Source organism: Streptomyces sp. NPDC029169 (assembly GCF_055563935.1).
On record NZ_JBVHXA010000024.1, the window covers coordinates 12,186 to 28,568 of the forward strand.

The 16,383-nt window shown below is 74.4% G+C and carries 12 protein-coding genes and 1 riboswitch; of the genes, 3 read left to right on the forward strand and 9 right to left on the reverse strand.

Features of this window, described 5'->3' with window-relative positions:
- Positions 1–182: 182 nt before the first annotated feature.
- Entirely contained in the window at positions 183–761 is a 579-nt protein-coding gene (locus ACZ4VI_RS32595) for a GNAT family N-acetyltransferase (protein ID WP_468005186.1), read from the reverse strand.
- Positions 742–3,678 (reverse strand): penicillin acylase family protein, encoded by a 2,937-nt coding sequence (locus ACZ4VI_RS32600; protein ID WP_468005295.1) that lies wholly within the window; start codon positions 3,676–3,678, stop codon positions 742–744. Before ACZ4VI_RS32600 ends, ACZ4VI_RS32595 begins: the two co-directional genes overlap by 20 nt.
- Before the next feature lie 62 nt (positions 3,679–3,740).
- Here ACZ4VI_RS32600 and ACZ4VI_RS32605 point away from each other — a divergent pair, with 62 nt between their 5' ends.
- Positions 3,741–4,460 (forward strand): siderophore-interacting protein, encoded by a 720-nt coding sequence (locus tag ACZ4VI_RS32605; protein WP_468005188.1) that lies wholly within the window; start codon positions 3,741–3,743, stop codon positions 4,458–4,460.
- 304 nt (positions 4,461–4,764) lie between these two features.
- The gene (locus ACZ4VI_RS32610) at positions 4,765–5,727 is read left to right on the forward strand and encodes an SCO1860 family LAETG-anchored protein (RefSeq protein WP_468005190.1); all 963 of its coding nucleotides are present in this window, start codon (positions 4,765–4,767) and stop codon (positions 5,725–5,727) included.
- A gap of 106 nt (positions 5,728–5,833) precedes the next feature.
- On the opposite strand, the gene cobC is transcribed toward ACZ4VI_RS32610, so the two are convergent.
- Positions 5,834–7,399 carry an Rv2231c family pyridoxal phosphate-dependent protein CobC gene (gene cobC, locus ACZ4VI_RS32615; RefSeq protein WP_468005192.1) on the reverse strand — a complete coding sequence of 522 codons (1,566 nt, stop codon included), beginning with the start codon at positions 7,397–7,399 and terminating at the stop codon, positions 5,834–5,836.
- On the reverse strand, positions 7,396–8,562 hold the full coding sequence (locus ACZ4VI_RS32620; protein ID WP_468005194.1) for a bifunctional cobalt-precorrin-7 (C(5))-methyltransferase/cobalt-precorrin-6B (C(15))-methyltransferase: 1,167 nt from the start codon (positions 8,560–8,562) through the stop codon (positions 7,396–7,398). Before ACZ4VI_RS32620 ends, cobC begins: the two co-directional genes overlap by 4 nt.
- 68 nt (positions 8,563–8,630) lie before the next feature.
- On the opposite strand from ACZ4VI_RS32620, the gene ACZ4VI_RS32625 reads away from it, so the two are divergent.
- Positions 8,631–9,359, forward strand: a complete 729-nt coding sequence (locus ACZ4VI_RS32625) for a ZIP family metal transporter (RefSeq protein ID WP_468005196.1) — start codon at positions 8,631–8,633, stop codon at positions 9,357–9,359.
- A 2-nt stretch (positions 9,360–9,361) separates the two neighbouring features.
- Here ACZ4VI_RS32625 and ACZ4VI_RS32630 read toward each other — a convergent pair whose 3' ends face one another.
- The 5 genes from ACZ4VI_RS32630 to ACZ4VI_RS32650 all read right to left on the reverse strand — a co-directional run bounded on the left by ACZ4VI_RS32630 (position 9,362) and on the right by ACZ4VI_RS32650 (position 16,055).
- A complete protein-coding gene (locus ACZ4VI_RS32630; protein ID WP_468005198.1) occupies positions 9,362–10,762 on the reverse strand; it encodes a cobyrinate a,c-diamide synthase in 1,401 nt (466 codons plus the stop codon).
- On the reverse strand, positions 10,756–11,364 hold the full coding sequence (gene cobO / locus ACZ4VI_RS32635; RefSeq protein ID WP_468005200.1) for a cob(I)yrinic acid a,c-diamide adenosyltransferase: 609 nt from the start codon (positions 11,362–11,364) through the stop codon (positions 10,756–10,758). Before cobO ends, ACZ4VI_RS32630 begins: the two co-directional genes overlap by 7 nt.
- Positions 11,364–13,379 carry a putative cobaltochelatase gene (locus tag ACZ4VI_RS32640; RefSeq protein ID WP_468005202.1) on the reverse strand — a complete coding sequence of 672 codons (2,016 nt, stop codon included), beginning with the start codon at positions 13,377–13,379 and terminating at the stop codon, positions 11,364–11,366. Before ACZ4VI_RS32640 ends, cobO begins: the two co-directional genes overlap by 1 nt.
- A 178-nt stretch (positions 13,380–13,557) precedes the next feature.
- Positions 13,558–15,090 carry a cobyric acid synthase gene (locus tag ACZ4VI_RS32645; protein ID WP_468005204.1) on the reverse strand — a complete coding sequence of 511 codons (1,533 nt, stop codon included), beginning with the start codon at positions 15,088–15,090 and terminating at the stop codon, positions 13,558–13,560.
- A complete protein-coding gene (locus tag ACZ4VI_RS32650) occupies positions 15,087–16,055 on the reverse strand; it encodes a cobalamin biosynthesis protein (protein ID WP_468005206.1) in 969 nt (322 codons plus the stop codon). The genes ACZ4VI_RS32645 and ACZ4VI_RS32650 overlap by 4 nt, the downstream gene beginning before the upstream one ends.
- A gap of 32 nt (positions 16,056–16,087) precedes the next feature.
- A riboswitch (cobalamin riboswitch) is annotated at positions 16,088–16,209 on the reverse strand.
- Positions 16,210–16,383: the final 174 nt, after the last annotated feature.

A 16,383-nucleotide genomic window follows, 5' to 3' on the forward strand; every position in this document is an offset into this window, starting at 1 on the left:
TGGCGCTGTGGCCCTGCGGTCCTGCGGTCCTGCGGTCCTGCGGTCCTGCGGTCCTGCGGCCCTGCGGCCCGATGGCCTTGCGGTCCTGCGGCCTTGCGGCCCGGTGGCCCTGCGGCCTGCGGCCTGCCGCCTGTGGACGCCAGCGAAGGCTGCCTTCGCCTGCCGCCCGCCGGGCGCCCGCGTCAGCGGGGCAGGAACGCGAGCCGGGCCCTCTTCTCCGGGATGAAGACCTCCGGGAGGTCCACCTCCGGCAGCACCACCTCCGGGCCCAGCTCGAAACCGGCGCGCACGAGCCGGGCGATCGCCTTCTCGTTGGCGGCGTCCGGCTCGGCGACGATCCGGGTACGACCGGTCAGCGCGAAGTCGATCAGCGCGGTCAGCAGCCCGGCGGAGAAGCCGCGCTCGGGGACGGCGGTCGGGGCGATCATCAGGTGGACGCCGATGTCACCCGGCCGGACCTCGTAGCACTCGCCGACCCGGTCGGCCTCGGGCTCGTACGTCTGGAAGAGCGCCACCGGCTCGCCCTCCCGCCGCACCAGGAAGCCGTGGTGCGTGGTGAGCGAGTCGAGGTGCGCGTAGATCTCCCGTACCTGGTCGACGGTCGTCCCGCCCATGCCCCAGAACCGGGCGCGATCCTCGTTGACCCAGCCGTGGATGAGGGCGGCGTCGCGGTCGGGGTCGACGGGGGCGATCCGTACGGTGCCGAAGCCCTCGACTGTACGGAAGTGGACCGGCGGCTGGTCACTGGTCGAGGTCGTCATGGGGGAGCTCCTTGGTGAGGCGGTGCCAGTCGGTGGTGACGGGGACGAGTTCGCCCCGCAGCCACAGGGGGAGTTGGTCGCGGTGGTGGGGGTCGCCGGTGACGCCGGAGGCGCCGAACGGCACGACCCAGAGGCTGCGGTCGCGGTCGGCGAGGTCCCAGACGTAGCGGGCGGCGGAGGCGCGGGCGCTGCGGTCGGTGAACCCGGGCACGCTGGACGTGGACAGCACGCAGTCGTGGTCTCCGCCGAGGCCGGGCCACTGCGCGTCGTCGCCGTCGGGGAGGGCCTGCCACGGGGCGAGCCGGTGGGTGACGCCCCAGGCGGGTGGCTCCTCCCCGGCGGCGACCTCTTCCAGGGCGTCCCGGACGATGGCGTCGACGTCGGCGGCCGGTACAGGTCCGGAGACGAGGAGCGTCTCCAGCGCGAAGGCCACGCGGGGCCCGAGCGCGAGCCAGGGCTGGAAGAGCGCGGGATGCACGGCGGGCTCCCGCAGCGCGGCGAACGCCGGATGCCTGGCGACCCGCCGCACGACGGCCCCGCGCACGGCGGCGTACAGCCCGGCGTCGGCACTGTCCGCCTCCATCCGCCGATCCCACGCCCCGAGCCGCGCGCGGACGGCGAGGGCGCCGGGGGAGAGGGGCATCCGCTGGGCCGGGCCGTCGGCGCGGGGGGCGTGCGAGGCGCAGGTCGGGGCGCCCGCGCCGGTCTCTTGCGTGTGGCCGGAGTCGCCGCGCGGGCCGGTGGCCGTGGCGGCGCCGGGCTCGGCAGCCGTGCCGGGGGCGTGGGAGGGACTGCTCTGCGCGCCTGCGGCGGGTTCCTGCCCGTGGCCGGAGTCTCCGCCCGCGCCGGAGGTCTGCGAGGCGCCGGGCTCGGGAGCCGTGCCAGGGGCGTGGGCAGGACTACTCTGCGCGTCCTGCCCGTGGCCGGAGTCTCCACCCGCGCCGGAGGTCTGCGAGCAGCCGGCCTCCGCGTCCGCGCCGTCCGCGCCCGCCGCCCAGATCCTCTCCAAGAGGCGTGCCGCCGAGGGGTTGTCGGTGTCCGTGTGGACGGCGGCCATCGCCTCCGGCGTCCAGGTCTTCGAGGCGGCGAGCAGCGCGTCGATACGCGCCGCCCGGTGCCCGGGAGCGAACTCGACGCCCAACGGGGCGGCGATTCCTCGTGCGTTGGCCATGACGGCGTGGCCCTCGACGTCCACGCGGGGCGTCGCGGCCGGGTCGGCCTCCCACGCGTGCGCGGCCTCCCAGGCTGGCACCACCCGCAGGGAGTTCGCGCGGTCGCGGACGGGGACGTACCCCGCGACGCGGTGCAGCAGGCCGCCGTCCACGTCGGCGGCCTGGACGACGTTGACGGGCTCGACCCAGCCGTCGACGGCGCGGTCCACGTCGGCGACGGTCCGAGCGGCGAGCAGCGCGGGCAGCACACCGAAGCCCAGCTCCCCGGTCACCCGCGGCGGATACCGCAGACTGACCGCCTCCCAGTAGCCGGGGCCGTCGGCCCCATCGCCGGAGCCGGCGCTGGCGCCCCCAGGCCCCGCACCGGCGGTCGCAGCATCCGAACCCGAGCCGGCGGACACGGCACCCCAACCCGATCCCGCAGGCACGGTGCCCGCACTCGCGTCCGCGTCCACGCCCCGGACGTCCTCGCCCGCGTCCGCCGGCACCGCATTCGCGTCCACGCCCGCAGGCACCCCGTCCGCGCCCGTCGGCACCACCCCCGCCGGCACCGCATTCGCGTCCACGCCCGCAGGCACCGCGTCCGCGCCCGTCGGCACCACCCCCGCCGGCACCCCATTCGCGTCCGCGTCCGCACGCACCCCATCCGTGCCCGCACGCACCCCATCCGCGCCCGCACGCACCGCACTCGCGTCCGCGCCCGCAGGCATCGCCCCCGCGCCCGCACGCACCCCACCCCCATCCGCCGGCACCACGTCCGCGCCCCGAGCGCCCCCGTCCGCGCCCGCCGGCAACGCGCCCGTCGGCACCTCACCCCCACCTGCGCCGATGATCACCGGCCCCCGCTCCGTCTCGATCACCTCGATCTCGACCGGCTCACCGCCCTCCACCTCCACCGTCTCCCGGTGGACGGACGCCCGGCGCCAGCCGGACGGGCCCAGGGCCTCGACGCCGCCGTCCGCCGTCCGGCGGAGGCGCTCGTGGTACAGGTCCTGGTAGTCGGCCATCGCGTTGGTGATCGCCCAGGCCACCCCGCCCGTGTGCCCGAAGTGGGCGAGGCCTGGCACGCCCGGGAGCGCGAGGCCGAGGACGTCGTACTCCGGGCACGCGAGCCGGATCTGCTGGTACACCCCTGGCGCCTCGATGAAGCGGTGCGGGTCGCCCGCCACGATCGCCGCCCCGCTCGCCGTCCGCGCGCCGGAGACGACCCAGCCGTTGGACCCGGACGTCCCCGGTCCGTCCGTGGCGAACAGCTCCGTCCACTCCTCGCCGAGCCGGCGCGCGACCTCCTCCCGCCACAGCTTGGCAGGGAAACCCGCGAACAGGATGTGCGTGGAGAGCCAGACCGCCAGCGGCGTCCACGGCTCCCAGCGGCCCGGCGCGAGCCCCGTCGCAGCGAACTCGGGTGCCCGGCCGGCGCCCTCCGCCAGGCCCGCGTTGACCCCTTCCACGTACGCCCTGACCCACCCCGCCGTCCCCGCGTCCAGCCCGTCGAAGCAGCGGCGCGCGGTGTCGGCGAGCCGCGCCTGTCGTACGAAGGTGTCCCAGCCCACCTCGCCCGCACCGAGGAACGCGGCCGTCGTGCCCTGCGCCCGGTGCCGTTCGACCTCCAGCTGCCAGGCCCGGTCCACCGCCGTCACCCGCCCCTGAGCGAAGGCGAGTTCGTTCGGATCGGCGGCCCGCAGATGCGGAATGCCCCAATCGTCCCGGTAGACCTCGATACCCACTCCGACCCCGATCTCCATCACGCTACTTAGGTTAGGCTGACCTAAATTAATCTACAGCTACGCAAGGGGAGGCGATCGCGGTGGGGCATGGCTGGGAAGGTGTGGTCCTCAAGCTGTTCCGGGGCCGGGACTTCACGTTCACCGTGACCGGGGCCGAGCAGGTCACCGAGCACTACCGCCGGGTCCACCTGACGGACGGCGGACTCCTCGCCGCCGCCGGCGTCCACCCGACGATGTGGGTCCGCCTCTGGTTCGAGAACGCGGGCAGGCCGCACCAGCGCGCCTACACCCTGGTCGACCCCGACCCGGACGCCGGCACCTTCAGCCTGGAGTTCGCCCTCCACCACGGCGCCGCCAGCGACTGGGCCCGCACCTGCGCCCCCGGCGACACCATCGAGGCCACCCTCCAGGGCACCGGCTTCACCGCCCCCGACCCCCGCCCCGGCCGCCTGCTCGTGATCGGCGACCCGGCCTCGCTGCCCGCCATCAACTCCCTCCTCGACTCCGCGCCCGACGTGCCGGCCACGCTCTGGTTCGAGACCTCCCACGCCGCCGACGAGGACCTGCCGCTGCGCCTCGACGCGGACCGGCACGAACTGCGCCGGGTCCCGCGCAAGGGCGGCGGCGCTGCGCTCGTCGAGCGGGTGCGCGCCGAACTCCCGGGGCTGCTGGGTGAGGACCCGTACGTCTGGATCGCCTGCGACACCGCGACCACCCGCACCCTCGCCTCGTACGTACGCAAGGAGCTCGCGCTCCCCAAGGAGCGCGTCCGCTCCCTCGGCTACTGGCGCGCCACCTGAGTGAGGCCCCCGCCGATGCACCAGGTTGACCGTCCGTTACCCGGGGTCGGCGCGCGTCGTTGAAACACTTTCCGCGTGCGCCCTGCGCGATTCGCAACGCGCGGGGCGCGCGGGAACGCGTGTGCCGAAAGAATCGAATATGAACGCGGAAACCCCCCTTTCGGGTGAACTCACCTCAGGTGTCTGCCAGTTCACTCTCTGTGCGTAAAGATTTCGGTGTCTCAAGTCGCCGACGCCGCGTCGACCCCGTGTCCCCGTGGTGAGCGGCCGGCGACGCCATGTCTCTTGTGGGGGTTCCACCACCTTGAACAGCAACACCTTCCGCACGCCCGTACGCCGCACCGCCGCCGCCGCGACCGTCGCCGCGCTGGCCGTCGGGCCCGTGGTCCTCCTGGCCCCCGCGGCGCACGCCACCGGCGGCGGCGAAGGGCGCGCGACCGCCGTCGTCCTGCGGACCGGTCTCGACGTCTCCCTGCTCGACAAGTCGGTCCACGTGCCGCTGCGGGCCTCCCTCAACGAGGTCAAGGCGCCGGAGAGCAAGAACAGGACCGCGCTGACCGTGAAGGTGGAGGGCGCCGAGAACGGCAAGCCGGTCGACGTGCTGCGCGCCGACGTCGCCACCTCGAAGGCCACGGTGGAAAAGAACAGGGCCGAGGGGTACGTCAATCTGGTCAAGGCCCAGGTGCACGTTCCCGGCGTGCCGCTCCTCTCCCTGATCGAGGTCGAGAAGGTCACCTCCAAGGCGGTCTGCGAGGCCGGCAGGCAGCCGGTCGCCGAGTCCAACGTCCTCGGCCACGTCACCGTCTTCGGCAAGAAGACCACCTTGTCGACAGGCGGGCAGACCAAGGTCAGCGTGCCCGGCGTCGGCGACGTGACCCTCGATCTGTCCCGTACCTCCACCACCTCGCGCACCGCGGCCGCCACCGCCCTGGAGCTGAAGGTGGAGGTCAACCCGCTGAAGCTCGGCGTGGCCGAGGTCAACGGCGTGGTCACGCTCGCCGAGGCCACCTGCGAGACGCCGAAGGGCACGAAGCCCACCGAGACGCCGACCGAGAAGCCCACCGACAAGCCCTCGCACGCGCCCTCTGCCAAGCCCACTGACGCCGGCGGCGTGACGACCCAGAACGAGGGCACCACCCCGACCGACCAGAACCTCGCCGCCACAGGCGGCAGTTCGATGACCCCGTACCTGGCCGGCGGCGCCATCGTCCTGCTTGCAGGCGGCGCGGGGGCGCTCGTCCTGGCCCGTAGCCGCGCCCGGGGCTGACCGACCCAAGGGGGGACCGAGGGGGGAAGCGGGGCGTGCGGGGAGGGCGGTGGTGACGACACCGCCCTCCCCGCAAGCGCTCCCCGGGCGATGACGCCGCGCGGCGTCAGCCCTCGATCAACAACGCCTGGTCCAGGGCCTGCAGAAAGCGGTTCGTCGTGACCCGGTCCCGCACCGCGAGCCGGAGCCAATTCCGGTCAAGGCCCGGGAACGTGTCCCCGCGCCGCGCCGCGAAGCCCAGCGCCCGCAGCCGCTCCCGTACCGCGTCCGCGCGATCGATCCGGATCAGGACGAACGGACCCTCCGCCGCCTCCACCGCGCGCACCTCGTCGAACTCCGCGAGCCCCGCCAGCAGATGGGCCCGCTCCACCCCGATCCGGTGCGCCGCCAGCTCCGCCTCCGCGAGCGCCGCCCGCGACATGCACGCCTCCGCCGCCACGAGCGCTGGAGTCGACACCGGCCACAGCGGCTGCGCCCGCTCAAGAAGCGCGATCGTCTCCGGATGCGCGAGGACATAGCCGATCCGCAGCCCCGCCAGACCCCAGGTCTTCGTGAGACTCCGCAGTACCACCAGACCGGGCACGTCCGTCCGCCCGGCCAGCGACTCCCGCTCGCCCGGCACCGCGTCCATGAACGCCTCGTCCACCACCAGCGTCCGCCCCGGGCGCGCCAGGGCCGCGATCGCCGCCGCCGAGTGCAGCACGGACGTCGGATTCGTCGGGTTCCCGATCACCACCAGGTCCGCGTCCTCAGGGACGGCCGCCGGATCGAGCCGGAAACCGTGCTCCTCCCGCAGCAGCACCCGGCCCACCTCGTGGCCCGCGTCCCGCAGGGCCGCCTCGGGCTCGGTGAACTGCGGATGCACCACCACCGGCCGCCGCGCCGGCAGCGCCCGCGCGAGCAGCACGAACGCCTCCGCCGCCCCGGCCGTGAGGAGCACCCGGCCGGCCGGCAGATCGTGCCGCTCGGCGACCGCCGCCCGCGCGGCCCGCCCGTCCGGGTAGAGCGCCAAACTTGTCAACGAGTCGGCGATCCGCTCCCGCAGCCACTCCGGAGGCGTGTTCGTCCGGACATTGACCGCGAGATCGATCAGCTTCTCGTCCCGTACCTCCGCGTCACCGTGGTGCCGCAGATCGTGGACGTCTCTGTGCGCGTGGGTATCCATGGCCGCCGTCGGGTGGTGAGTGGGGGGTGTACGGGGCTCCTTCTGACCAGCGAGTATGTACCCCTGTCCCTGGGGCAACAACCGTACGGTAGAGGCATCTTCGTTCGGATGAATGGGGACGGACCGGGCAATCGCACACGTTACGCGCGCCGATTTCCGCTTCGGTACGAGAAGGACGGCACCGGCGCCCGCCGCGAGGAGCGCCGCGGCCTCCGCCACCGACGCCGTCCCCGTGGCCGCCAGCGGAGCCGGCGAGGGATGCGGTACGGACAAGGCGGCCAGCTCCTCCGCCCCGTACGCCCGCAACGGCACGCCCAGGTGCCCGGCCGCGCCGACGATCCCCGGCTCCGCCGCCCGCGCCTCCAGCGTGGCGACCGCCACGACGTCCGAGGCCGTCAGTCCGGCCTCCCCGAGCGCCTCCACGACCAGGGCGAGCACCTCGTCCACGGACACCCCGGCGCGGGCTCCGACCCCCACCGTCGCCGCCCCGCCCACCGCCCCGCTCACCGCGTGCCCCACACCAGGAACACCGGCGCCGCCGGGGCGAGGGGCGTGGAGCCGCCGGGCCGCGCGAACAGCCGCTGGGACTGCACCAGCGCACCCTCGGCCGCGAACCCGCAGGACTCCAGCGCCGAGAGGGCCGGCGTCACCTGCTCCAGAGCCGTCACCGCCACCACCACCGCACGCCGCGCCCGCCGCCCCGCCGCCAGCACGATCGCCCGCAGATCACGGCCGCCGCCCCCGATGAACACCCCGTCCGGATCGGCCAGATGGGACAGAACGGTCGGCGCCGACCCGTGCACCGCCCGCACCTCCACGCCGTGCGCCGCCGTGTTCGCCCGGATCCGCTCCACACCGGACGCCGTCTGCTCGACGGCGACCGCCGCCGCGCCGAGTCGGGCACACTCGATCGCCACCGAACCGCAGCCCGTACCGATGTCCCAGACGAGATCCCCAGCCCGCGGCCCCAGCCGCGCGAGCGCCAGGGCCCGCGCCTCGTACGGCAGTACGGGATCCTCCGGCGCCCCGAACTCCCCGTCCGGCAGCGCCCATCGGCCCGGCCCCGCGAGCGGCCCGGTCACCGCCGGAGCGGCCCCGTCCCGCCGCGGCCGCCGCGACTCGTCCAGGCACAGGATCAGACTCACACCCTCCCAGCCCCGGCACATCGCCTCCGCCGGCTCCACCCGCTCGAAACGCTCACGGAAGGGATCGCCAAGCGCCGAGAACACCACCAGCGTGCGCGACGCCACCCGGTGCACCAACTCCCCGCCCAGCTCCGCCGGACCCACCCCAGGACCCGGCAGCACGGCCACCTTGGGATGCGCCCGGCAGACGTTCACCGCGCGGTCGAGCGCCGAGCCCTCCACCACGACGGCGTCGTCCCACGGCAGACCCAGGCGCGCGAACGCGAGCCCGACTGCCGTGGGCCCGGGCCGCACATCGAGCCCCTCGGACCCGAAGCGCTCCTCCAACGCGCGTACCACCCCGAAGAACCCGGGGTCCCCGAGCACCCGCACGACCACCCGTGTCCCGCCCCCGGACACGTGCTTCTCGACCAGGTCGAGCTCCGTGTCCGTCAACTCGTCGTTCCGCACGTCCACCACCAGCGCGGCGTCGCCCGCCCAGGAGGCCACGTCCGCGCCCGCACCGCCGCCGATCACCGTGATCACGCCACCAGCCTCCCCACGACAGCGCCGCTGATGTGCGCGGAGCGTCCCCGATCGGATAGCAAGAGCGCATGGCCGTTCTCGTCGCGCTCGGCGCGTTCCTGATGACGCTGTTCGGCGGCTGGACGGCCGGGCGCGTCACCGACCGACGCCACCTGGTCCTCGGCCTCGCGGGCGGACTGATGCTCGGCGTGGTCGGACTCGACCTCCTGCCGGAGGCCCTGGAGGCCTCCGGCACCAAGGTCTTCGGCGTACCGCGAGCCCTGCTGCTCTTCGTGGGCGGCTTCCTCCTCGCCCACGTCGTGGAACGACTGCTGGCGGTACGTCAGGCCGCGCACGGCGTCGACGCCCACGAGAGGGTGCCCCAGGTCGGACTCACCGCGGCCGCCGCCATGGTCGCCCACAGCCTCATGGACGGCATCGCGCTCGGCGCCGCCTTCCAGGTCGGCGGCGGCATGGGCGCGACCGTCGCGCTCGCCGTCATCACCCACGACTTCGCCGACGGCTTCAACACGTACACGATCACCAGCCTGTACGGGAACGCCCGCCGCAAGGCGGTCATCATGCTGGTCGCGGACGCGCTCGCGCCGATCCTCGGCGCCGCGTCCACCCTGCTGTTCACCCTTCCGGAGGAACTGCTCGGCAGCTATCTCGGCTTCTTCGGCGGAGCCCTGCTCTACCTCGCCGCCGCCGAGATCCTCCCCGAAGCCCACCACCAGCATCCGGCCCGCTCCACCCTGCTGTGCACGGTGGCGGGCGTGGCCTTCATCTGGCTCGTGGTGGGCGTGTCCGGCGGCTGATCTCACGCGGCCGGCCCGTTCGCGCAGTGCTCCACGAACCGCACGGCCGCCTCCGGCGCACCCGCCCAGTGGGTGTGCACGTAACTGGCGTGCACACCCCGCTGTACGAACCCCTCCACGCGGCGCTCCGGCTGCCGCAGCCCCCAGGCCGCCCGCGTGCCCGCGCCCGGCTCGATCACGGTCCGGTGGAACTCGTGCCCGCGCATCCGCGCCCCCGTCGCGGCCAGCGAACTGTCGCTCACGGCCACAGCGTCCCGGTACCCGAGCGTCAGCCGCTCGGACATCCGCGCCTCGGCGTCGAGCACCCCGCACATAGGCGTTCCGTCCAGCGACCGCGCGAGATACAGCAGCCCGGCACACTCGGCGGCAACCGGCGCCCCGGACGCGGCAAGCTCGGCAACGGCCTTCCGCAACGGCTCATTGGCGGACAACTCGGCCCCGTACATCTCGGGAAACCCACCACCTATGACGAGCCCGGAGGTACCGGGGGGCAGCGCTTCATCCCTGAGGGGATCAAACGTGACGACCTCAGCCCCGGCGGCAGTCAGCAACTCGGCATGCTCGGCATACGAGAACGTAAAGGCGGCGCCTCCGGCAACAGCAACCACCGGTTGTGGGCAATCGTCCCGCAGGGCGGGACGGGTGGGCACAACCCCACCACCGGCCCGCACCCGAACGGCGTCCACGGGATCCCACGCCTCAACAGGCATCGGCGGCGCCGACCGCGCAAGGCCCAGAAGCGCATCCAGGTCGCAGCCCTGGCGAACCTGCTCCGCCTGCGCGGCAACCGCCTCAACGGCCTGGGATTGCCGCTCGGCAACCGGCACCAGCCCCAGGTGCCGCGAAGGCGTGGCAACGGCCGGCGCCCGCCGCAGCACACCAAGGACCGGCACCCCCGACTCCCCAAGCGCCTCCCGCAGCAGATGCTCGTGCCGGTCCGTCGCCACCTTGTTCAGGATCACCCCGCCGATCCGGACCTCCGGATCCCAGGACGCGAACCCGTGTACCAGCGCCGCCACCGACCGCGACTGCGAGGACGCGTCCACGACGAGCACCACCGGTGCCTTGAGCAACTTCGCGACCTGCGCCGTCGACGCCAGCTCGCCCTGGTCGGCCGCCCCGTCGTACAGGCCCATGACGCCCTCGACGACCGCCAGGTCGCAGCCGCGCGCCCCGTGCTCGAAGAGCGGCGCGATCAGCCCCGTACCGCACATGTACGCGTCGAGGTTGCGGCCAGGCCGCCCGGTGGCGAGCGCGTGGTACCCCGGGTCGATGTAGTCCGGCCCGACCTTGTGCGGCGAGACCGCCAGACCACGGCCGGCGAACGCGGCCATCAGGCCGGTCGCGACCGTGGTCTTGCCGGCGCCCGAGGACGGCGCGGCGATGACGAGACGTGCTACCACTCGATGCCCCGCTGGCCCTTCTGACCCGCGTCCATCGGGTGCTTCACCTTCGACATGTCCGTCACGAGGTCCGCGAAGTCCACCAGCTCCTGCGGCGCGTTGCGGCCGGTGATGACGACATGCTGCTGCCCGGGCCGGTCGCGCAGCACCTGGACCACCTCTGCCGTGTCGATCCAGCTCCAGTGCAGCAGGTACGCGAACTCGTCGAGGACGTAGAACTTGTACGTCTCCTCCGCGAGGTCCCGCTTGACCTGCTCCCAGCCCTCGCGCGCCTTGTCCTCGTGCGACTGCTCGCCCTCGGCGACCTCGCGCTGGATCCAGGACCAGCCCTCGCCCATCTTGTTCCAGGTGACCGTGCCGCCCTTGCCGGTCTCGCCGAGCGCCTTGAGGGCGTTCTCCTCGCCGACCTTCCACTTGGCGGACTTGACGAACTGGAACACCCCGACCGGCCAGCCCTGGTTCCAGGCGCGCAGCGCCATGCCGAAGGCGGCGGTCGACTTCCCCTTGCCGACGCCGGTGTGGACCATCACCAGCGCGCGGTTGCGGCGCTGGCGGGTCGTGAGACCGTCGTCGGGAACGACGGTCGGCTGTCCCTGCGGCATTAAGCGGCCCTCCTGGCAGAGTGGTTGACTTGTACGTTCCTGACGAGACCGGCGATCGCGTCGGCGCGCAGCTCGTCCAAGGTCACGGCGGTGCCGCCCAGTTCACGGGCGAGGTTTCCGGCGAGCCCCAGCCGTACGGGACCCGTCTCGCAGTCCACGACGACGGCCGCGGTGCCCTCGGCGGCGTGCAGCCGCGCGGCGCGCGCGGCGAGCGCCACCGGGTCGGCGCCGCCGCCGGTCGCCCGGCCGTCGGTGACGACCACGAGCAGCGGCCGGCGCGAGGGGTCGCGCAGCCGCTCGACGCGCAGCACGTCATGGGCCTTGAGCAGCCCCGCCGACAGCGGCGTACGGCCGCCCGTCGGGAGCTGCTCGAGCCGGGCCGCGGCGGCGTCCACGGACGAGGTCGGCGGCAGGGCCACCTCGGCGTCCCGGCCCCGGAAGGTGACCAGGCCGACCTTGTCGCGCCGCTGGTACGCGTCGAGCAGCAGCGAGAGCACCGCGCCCTTGACCGCGCTCATCCGCTGCCGCGCCGCCATCGAACCGGAGGCGTCCACGGCGAACAGCACCAGGTTCCCCTCCCGGCCCTCGCGGGTCGCCTGCCGCAGGTCGTCCCGGCGGACCACGAGCCCGGTGCCGGTCCGGCCGCGCGCCTTCTGGTGCGGGGCGGCGGCCTGCACGGTCGCGGTCAGGTGCAGCTTGGTCAGCGCGCCCCGGGGCCGTACGGCGCCGGTCGTCCTGCCGTGCTCGGTACGGGCCCGCGAGCGGCGACCGGCCGCTCCCTCGCCGAGGCCGGGCACGCTGAGCATCTTCGTACGGAACGGCTCGGCGGCCTTGACGGCGGCCCGCTCACCGGCGCCGCCCGGGCCCTGCGGCGCGGGCGCGGGTGCCTCGTCCGGCGCCGTCGTGTTCTCGGCGTCCGGCCCCTCACCCTGCGGAGGCACACCGCCACCGCCACCGGGGCCGCCCGGGCCCTCAGGACCGGGATCCGGGTCCTCGTCGTCCTCGCCCTTGAACTGCTCCAGCGTCTCGTCGAGCTTGTCCTCGTCGAGCCCCGGCGCGTCGAACGGGTTCCGCCGCCTGCGGTGGGGGAGCGCGAGCAGCGCCGCCTGCCGTACGTCGTCGGAGGTGACGTCCGTCCGCCCGGCCCACGCGGCGAGCGCGGCCGCCGTCCGGGCCATCACGATGTCCGCGCGCATGCCGTCCACCTCGAACGCGGCGCAGGTCGCGGCGATCTGGAGCAGCGCCGCGTCGCCGAGCACCACGCGCGGCAGCAGCTCGCGCGCGGCGACGATCCGCTCGCGCAGCGCGCTCTCCTCGCCGGCCCAGCGCGCGGTGAAGGCGGCCGGGTCGTCGTCGTACGCGAGCCGCCGCCGCACGACCTCCACCCGCTGCTCGGGCTCGCGGGAGGCCGCGACCTCGACGGTGAGCCCGAACCGGTCGAGCAACTGCGGCCGCAGCTCGCCCTCTTCGGGGTTCATCGTGCCGACGAGCAGGAAGCGGGCGGCGTGCCGTACGGAGACGCCTTCGCGCTCGACGTACGAGGAGCCCATGGCGGCGGCGTCGAGGAGCAGGTCGATCAGGTGGTCGTGGAGGAGGTTGACCTCGTCGACGTACAGGATCCCGCGGTGTGCGTCCGCGAGCAGCCCTGGCTCGAAGGCCTTCACGCCCTCGGCGAGGGCCCGTTCGATGTCGAGCGCGCCGACGAGCCGGTCCTCGGAGGCGCCGACGGGCAGCTCCACCATCCGCGCGGGGCGCGCGGCGGCCGGGGCGCTCTCGTGCGGCCCGTCCGGGCAGTGCGGATCGGTGGCGCCGGGGTCGCAGCTGAAGCGGCAGCCCGCGACGACGGGCACCTCGGGCAGCAGATCCGCGAGCGCCCGCACGGCGGTCGACTTCGCGGTCCCCTTCTCGCCGCGCACCAGGACACCACCCACTGCCGGGCTCACCGCGTTGAGCAGCAGCGCGAGGCGCAGGTCGTCCATACCGACGACGGCGGTGAACGGATACCGGGTGCTCATCGGGTGGTCCTCTCTTCGAGTTCGGTTCGACCGGCAGTCGCCGACGGCGAGCAACAGCCCACTGGGGCCACCGGCAGATGACGTCGTACCTGCACGGGTGGTGCGGGTGGGAATCCAAGCCCGGCCGCAGGCCGGGTGCACCCCCCACCGGGCCGCACCCGCGCCCCACCGCCCCCGCTCACGGCGCCCCCGGCGGCACGAACGGCAGCCCGGCGGGGGCCCCGGTCTCGATCAGCCGCAGCAGCGCGTCCGTGTCGGCGTGCTCCTCGATCAGGTCGCCCAGCCGGTCCAACTGCTCCTCGCGGAGCGCCCCGAACGACGTGTCCGGAGCCGGGACGAACCGCCGCCCCGCCGCCGCCGCGACCTCCCGCAGGAACGCCCGGCGGAAGCCGTCGCTCTCCAGGGAGCCGTGCCAGTGCGTGCCCCAGACCGCGCCGACCCGGCACCCGTCCAGGAACTCCTGGCCGCCCAGCACCTCGGCCACGCCGTGATGGATCTCGTACCCCTCCACCCGCTCGCCGAGCGCCTCGCCGACCGGCCGGGCCAGCGTCTTCTCGGCCGCGAACCGGACCCGTACGGGCAGCAGCCCGAGTCCGTCGACCGTGCCCGCCCTGGACTCGACCTCGTCCTCGATCCGCTCCCCGAGCGCCTGGAAGCCGCCGCAGATGCCGAGCACCGGACGGCCCTCCGCCGCCCGCCGGGCGAGCGCGTCCGCGAGGCCGCGCTCGCGCAGCCACGCCAGGGCCTTCACCGTGCCCCGGGTGCCGGGCACGACCACCAGGTCCGCGTCGACCAGCTCCTCGGCCCGGTCCACGAACCGCACGACCACGCCCGGTTCGGCCGCCAGCGCGTCCACGTCCGTGAAGTTCGACATCAGCGGTACGGCGCACACCGCGACCCGCAGCACGTCCTCGCCGACCGGCGGCGCGACGACCGACTCGCGGACCGCGCCGCGCATCGACACCCGCAGCCCGTCCTCCTCGTCGATGCCGAGCCCGTGGGCGTACGGCAGCACGCCGAACGTGCGGCGCCCCGTCAGGCCGTGCAGCATGTCGAGGCCCGGCTCCAACAGGGTCACGTCACCGCGGAACTTGTTCACGAGATAGCCCGCGATCAGCTCCTGGTCCTCGGGCGCGAGCAGCGCGGTCGTGCCGAAGAACTGGGCGAACACCCCGCCCCGGTCGATGTCCCCGACCACGACGACGGGCAGCCGCGCGGCCCGCGCTATGCCCATGTTCACGATGTCCGTGCGCCGCAGGTTGATCTCGGCCGGACTGCCCGCCCCCTCGCAGATCACGGCGTCATACGTGCCCCGCAGCTCCTCCAGGCACGCCATCACCGGCTCGAAGAGCTCCTTCTGCCGGCCCCCGTGGTAGCCACGGGCGCTCAACTCGCCCACCGGCTTACCCATCAGGACGACCTGGCTGGAGCGGTCGCTGCCGGGCTTCAGCAGCACCGGGTTCATGAGCGCGGTCGGCTCGACCCGGGCCGCCTGCGCCTGCATGGCCTGCGCCCGCCCGATCTCCGCGCCCTCGCGCGTCACGAAGGAGTTCAGGGACATGTTCTGCCCCTTGAACGGCGCGACCTTCACGCCCTGCCGGACCAGCCACCGGCAGATCCCCGCCGTGACGACGCTCTTGCCCGCGTCGGACGTGGTCCCAGCAACAAGCAGCCCCCCGCCACGCGCACCCTCACCGACCCCGACGCTCATGCCGTCCCCCGCTTCCGCTTCAGCGCGCCCGCCACGATCCGCCCGCCCACGCAGACGGCCAGCGTCAGCCCCGTCACGCGGCGCGACAGCCGTACCGCCCGTTCGATGTCCCCGACCTCCACGGCCCGTCCCTCCCCGTTCAGTACGGGCCGGTGCTCCACCCGCCCGCCGTACGACAGCGTGCCGCCGAGCCGTACCCCGAGTGCGCCCGCGAACGAGGCCTCCACCGGGCCCGCGTTGGGGCTCGGGTGCTTCGCCGCGTCCGTACGCCAGGCCCGTACCGCGCCCTTGGTGTCGCCGCCCGCGACGGCGGCCAGCGCGGCGGTCAGCCGGGCGCCCGGCCAGCCGGCCACGTCGTCGAGCCGGGCCGATGCCCAGCCGAACCGCCGGTACCGCACCGACTTGTGGCCGACCATCGCGTCCAGCGTGTTCACCGCCCGGAAGCCGACCAGGCCGGGAACCCCGGCGACCGCGCCCCAGAACAGGGCCCCCACCACCGCGTCTGAGGTGTTCTCGGCGACGGACTCCACGACCGCGCGGGCCATCGCCGGACCGTCCAGGGCCTGCGGGTCGCGCCCGCACAGATGGGGCAGGCGCTCACGGGCCACGTCCAGGTCCCCGGTCGCGAGGGCCCCGCCGATTGCGCGGGCCTCGCGTCCCAGGGACGTACCGCCGACGACGGCCCACACGGCGGCGGCGGTCAGCGCGGCGGCGGCGCCGGGGTGGTGTCGTACGGTACGGGCGGCCAGTGCGGCGGAGCCCGCGGCACCAGCCACGCAGATGGCGGTGTGCAGCGCGCCCCACCCGCGGTGGTCGCGCCACAGCAGCTTCTCGACCGCCCCCGCGGCGCGTCCGAACGCGGCGACCGGATGGCCGCGGCGGGGGTCGCCGAGGATCAGGTCCGCGGCCAGACCGGCGGCGGCGCCGTACGCGAATACACCTGTGGCTGCACTGCGGCCGGGCATGGCGCTGTGTCCTCACTCAGGGTCCGCGCCCTGGCTCGACGTGACCGGCGGCGAGAGTTCCTGGCTCCCGGGGATGGACTCCCCGGTCACAGTGGCGGGACCGCGCCGGATTCGCACCGGGCTTCCTCTGCTTGCCGCCGTAATGGCCCCGGAAGTCCACCACGCTGTGCGAACACCCGTCAACTCACGTTTGACCTGCGGCGGGACAGTGTGCGAAGCACCACAGAACGACGGCCGGGGGGGGGGGGGGGGGGGGGGGGGGGGGGGGGGGGGGGGGGGGGGGGGGGGGGGGGGGGGGGGGGGGGGGGGGGGGGGGGGGGGGGGGGGA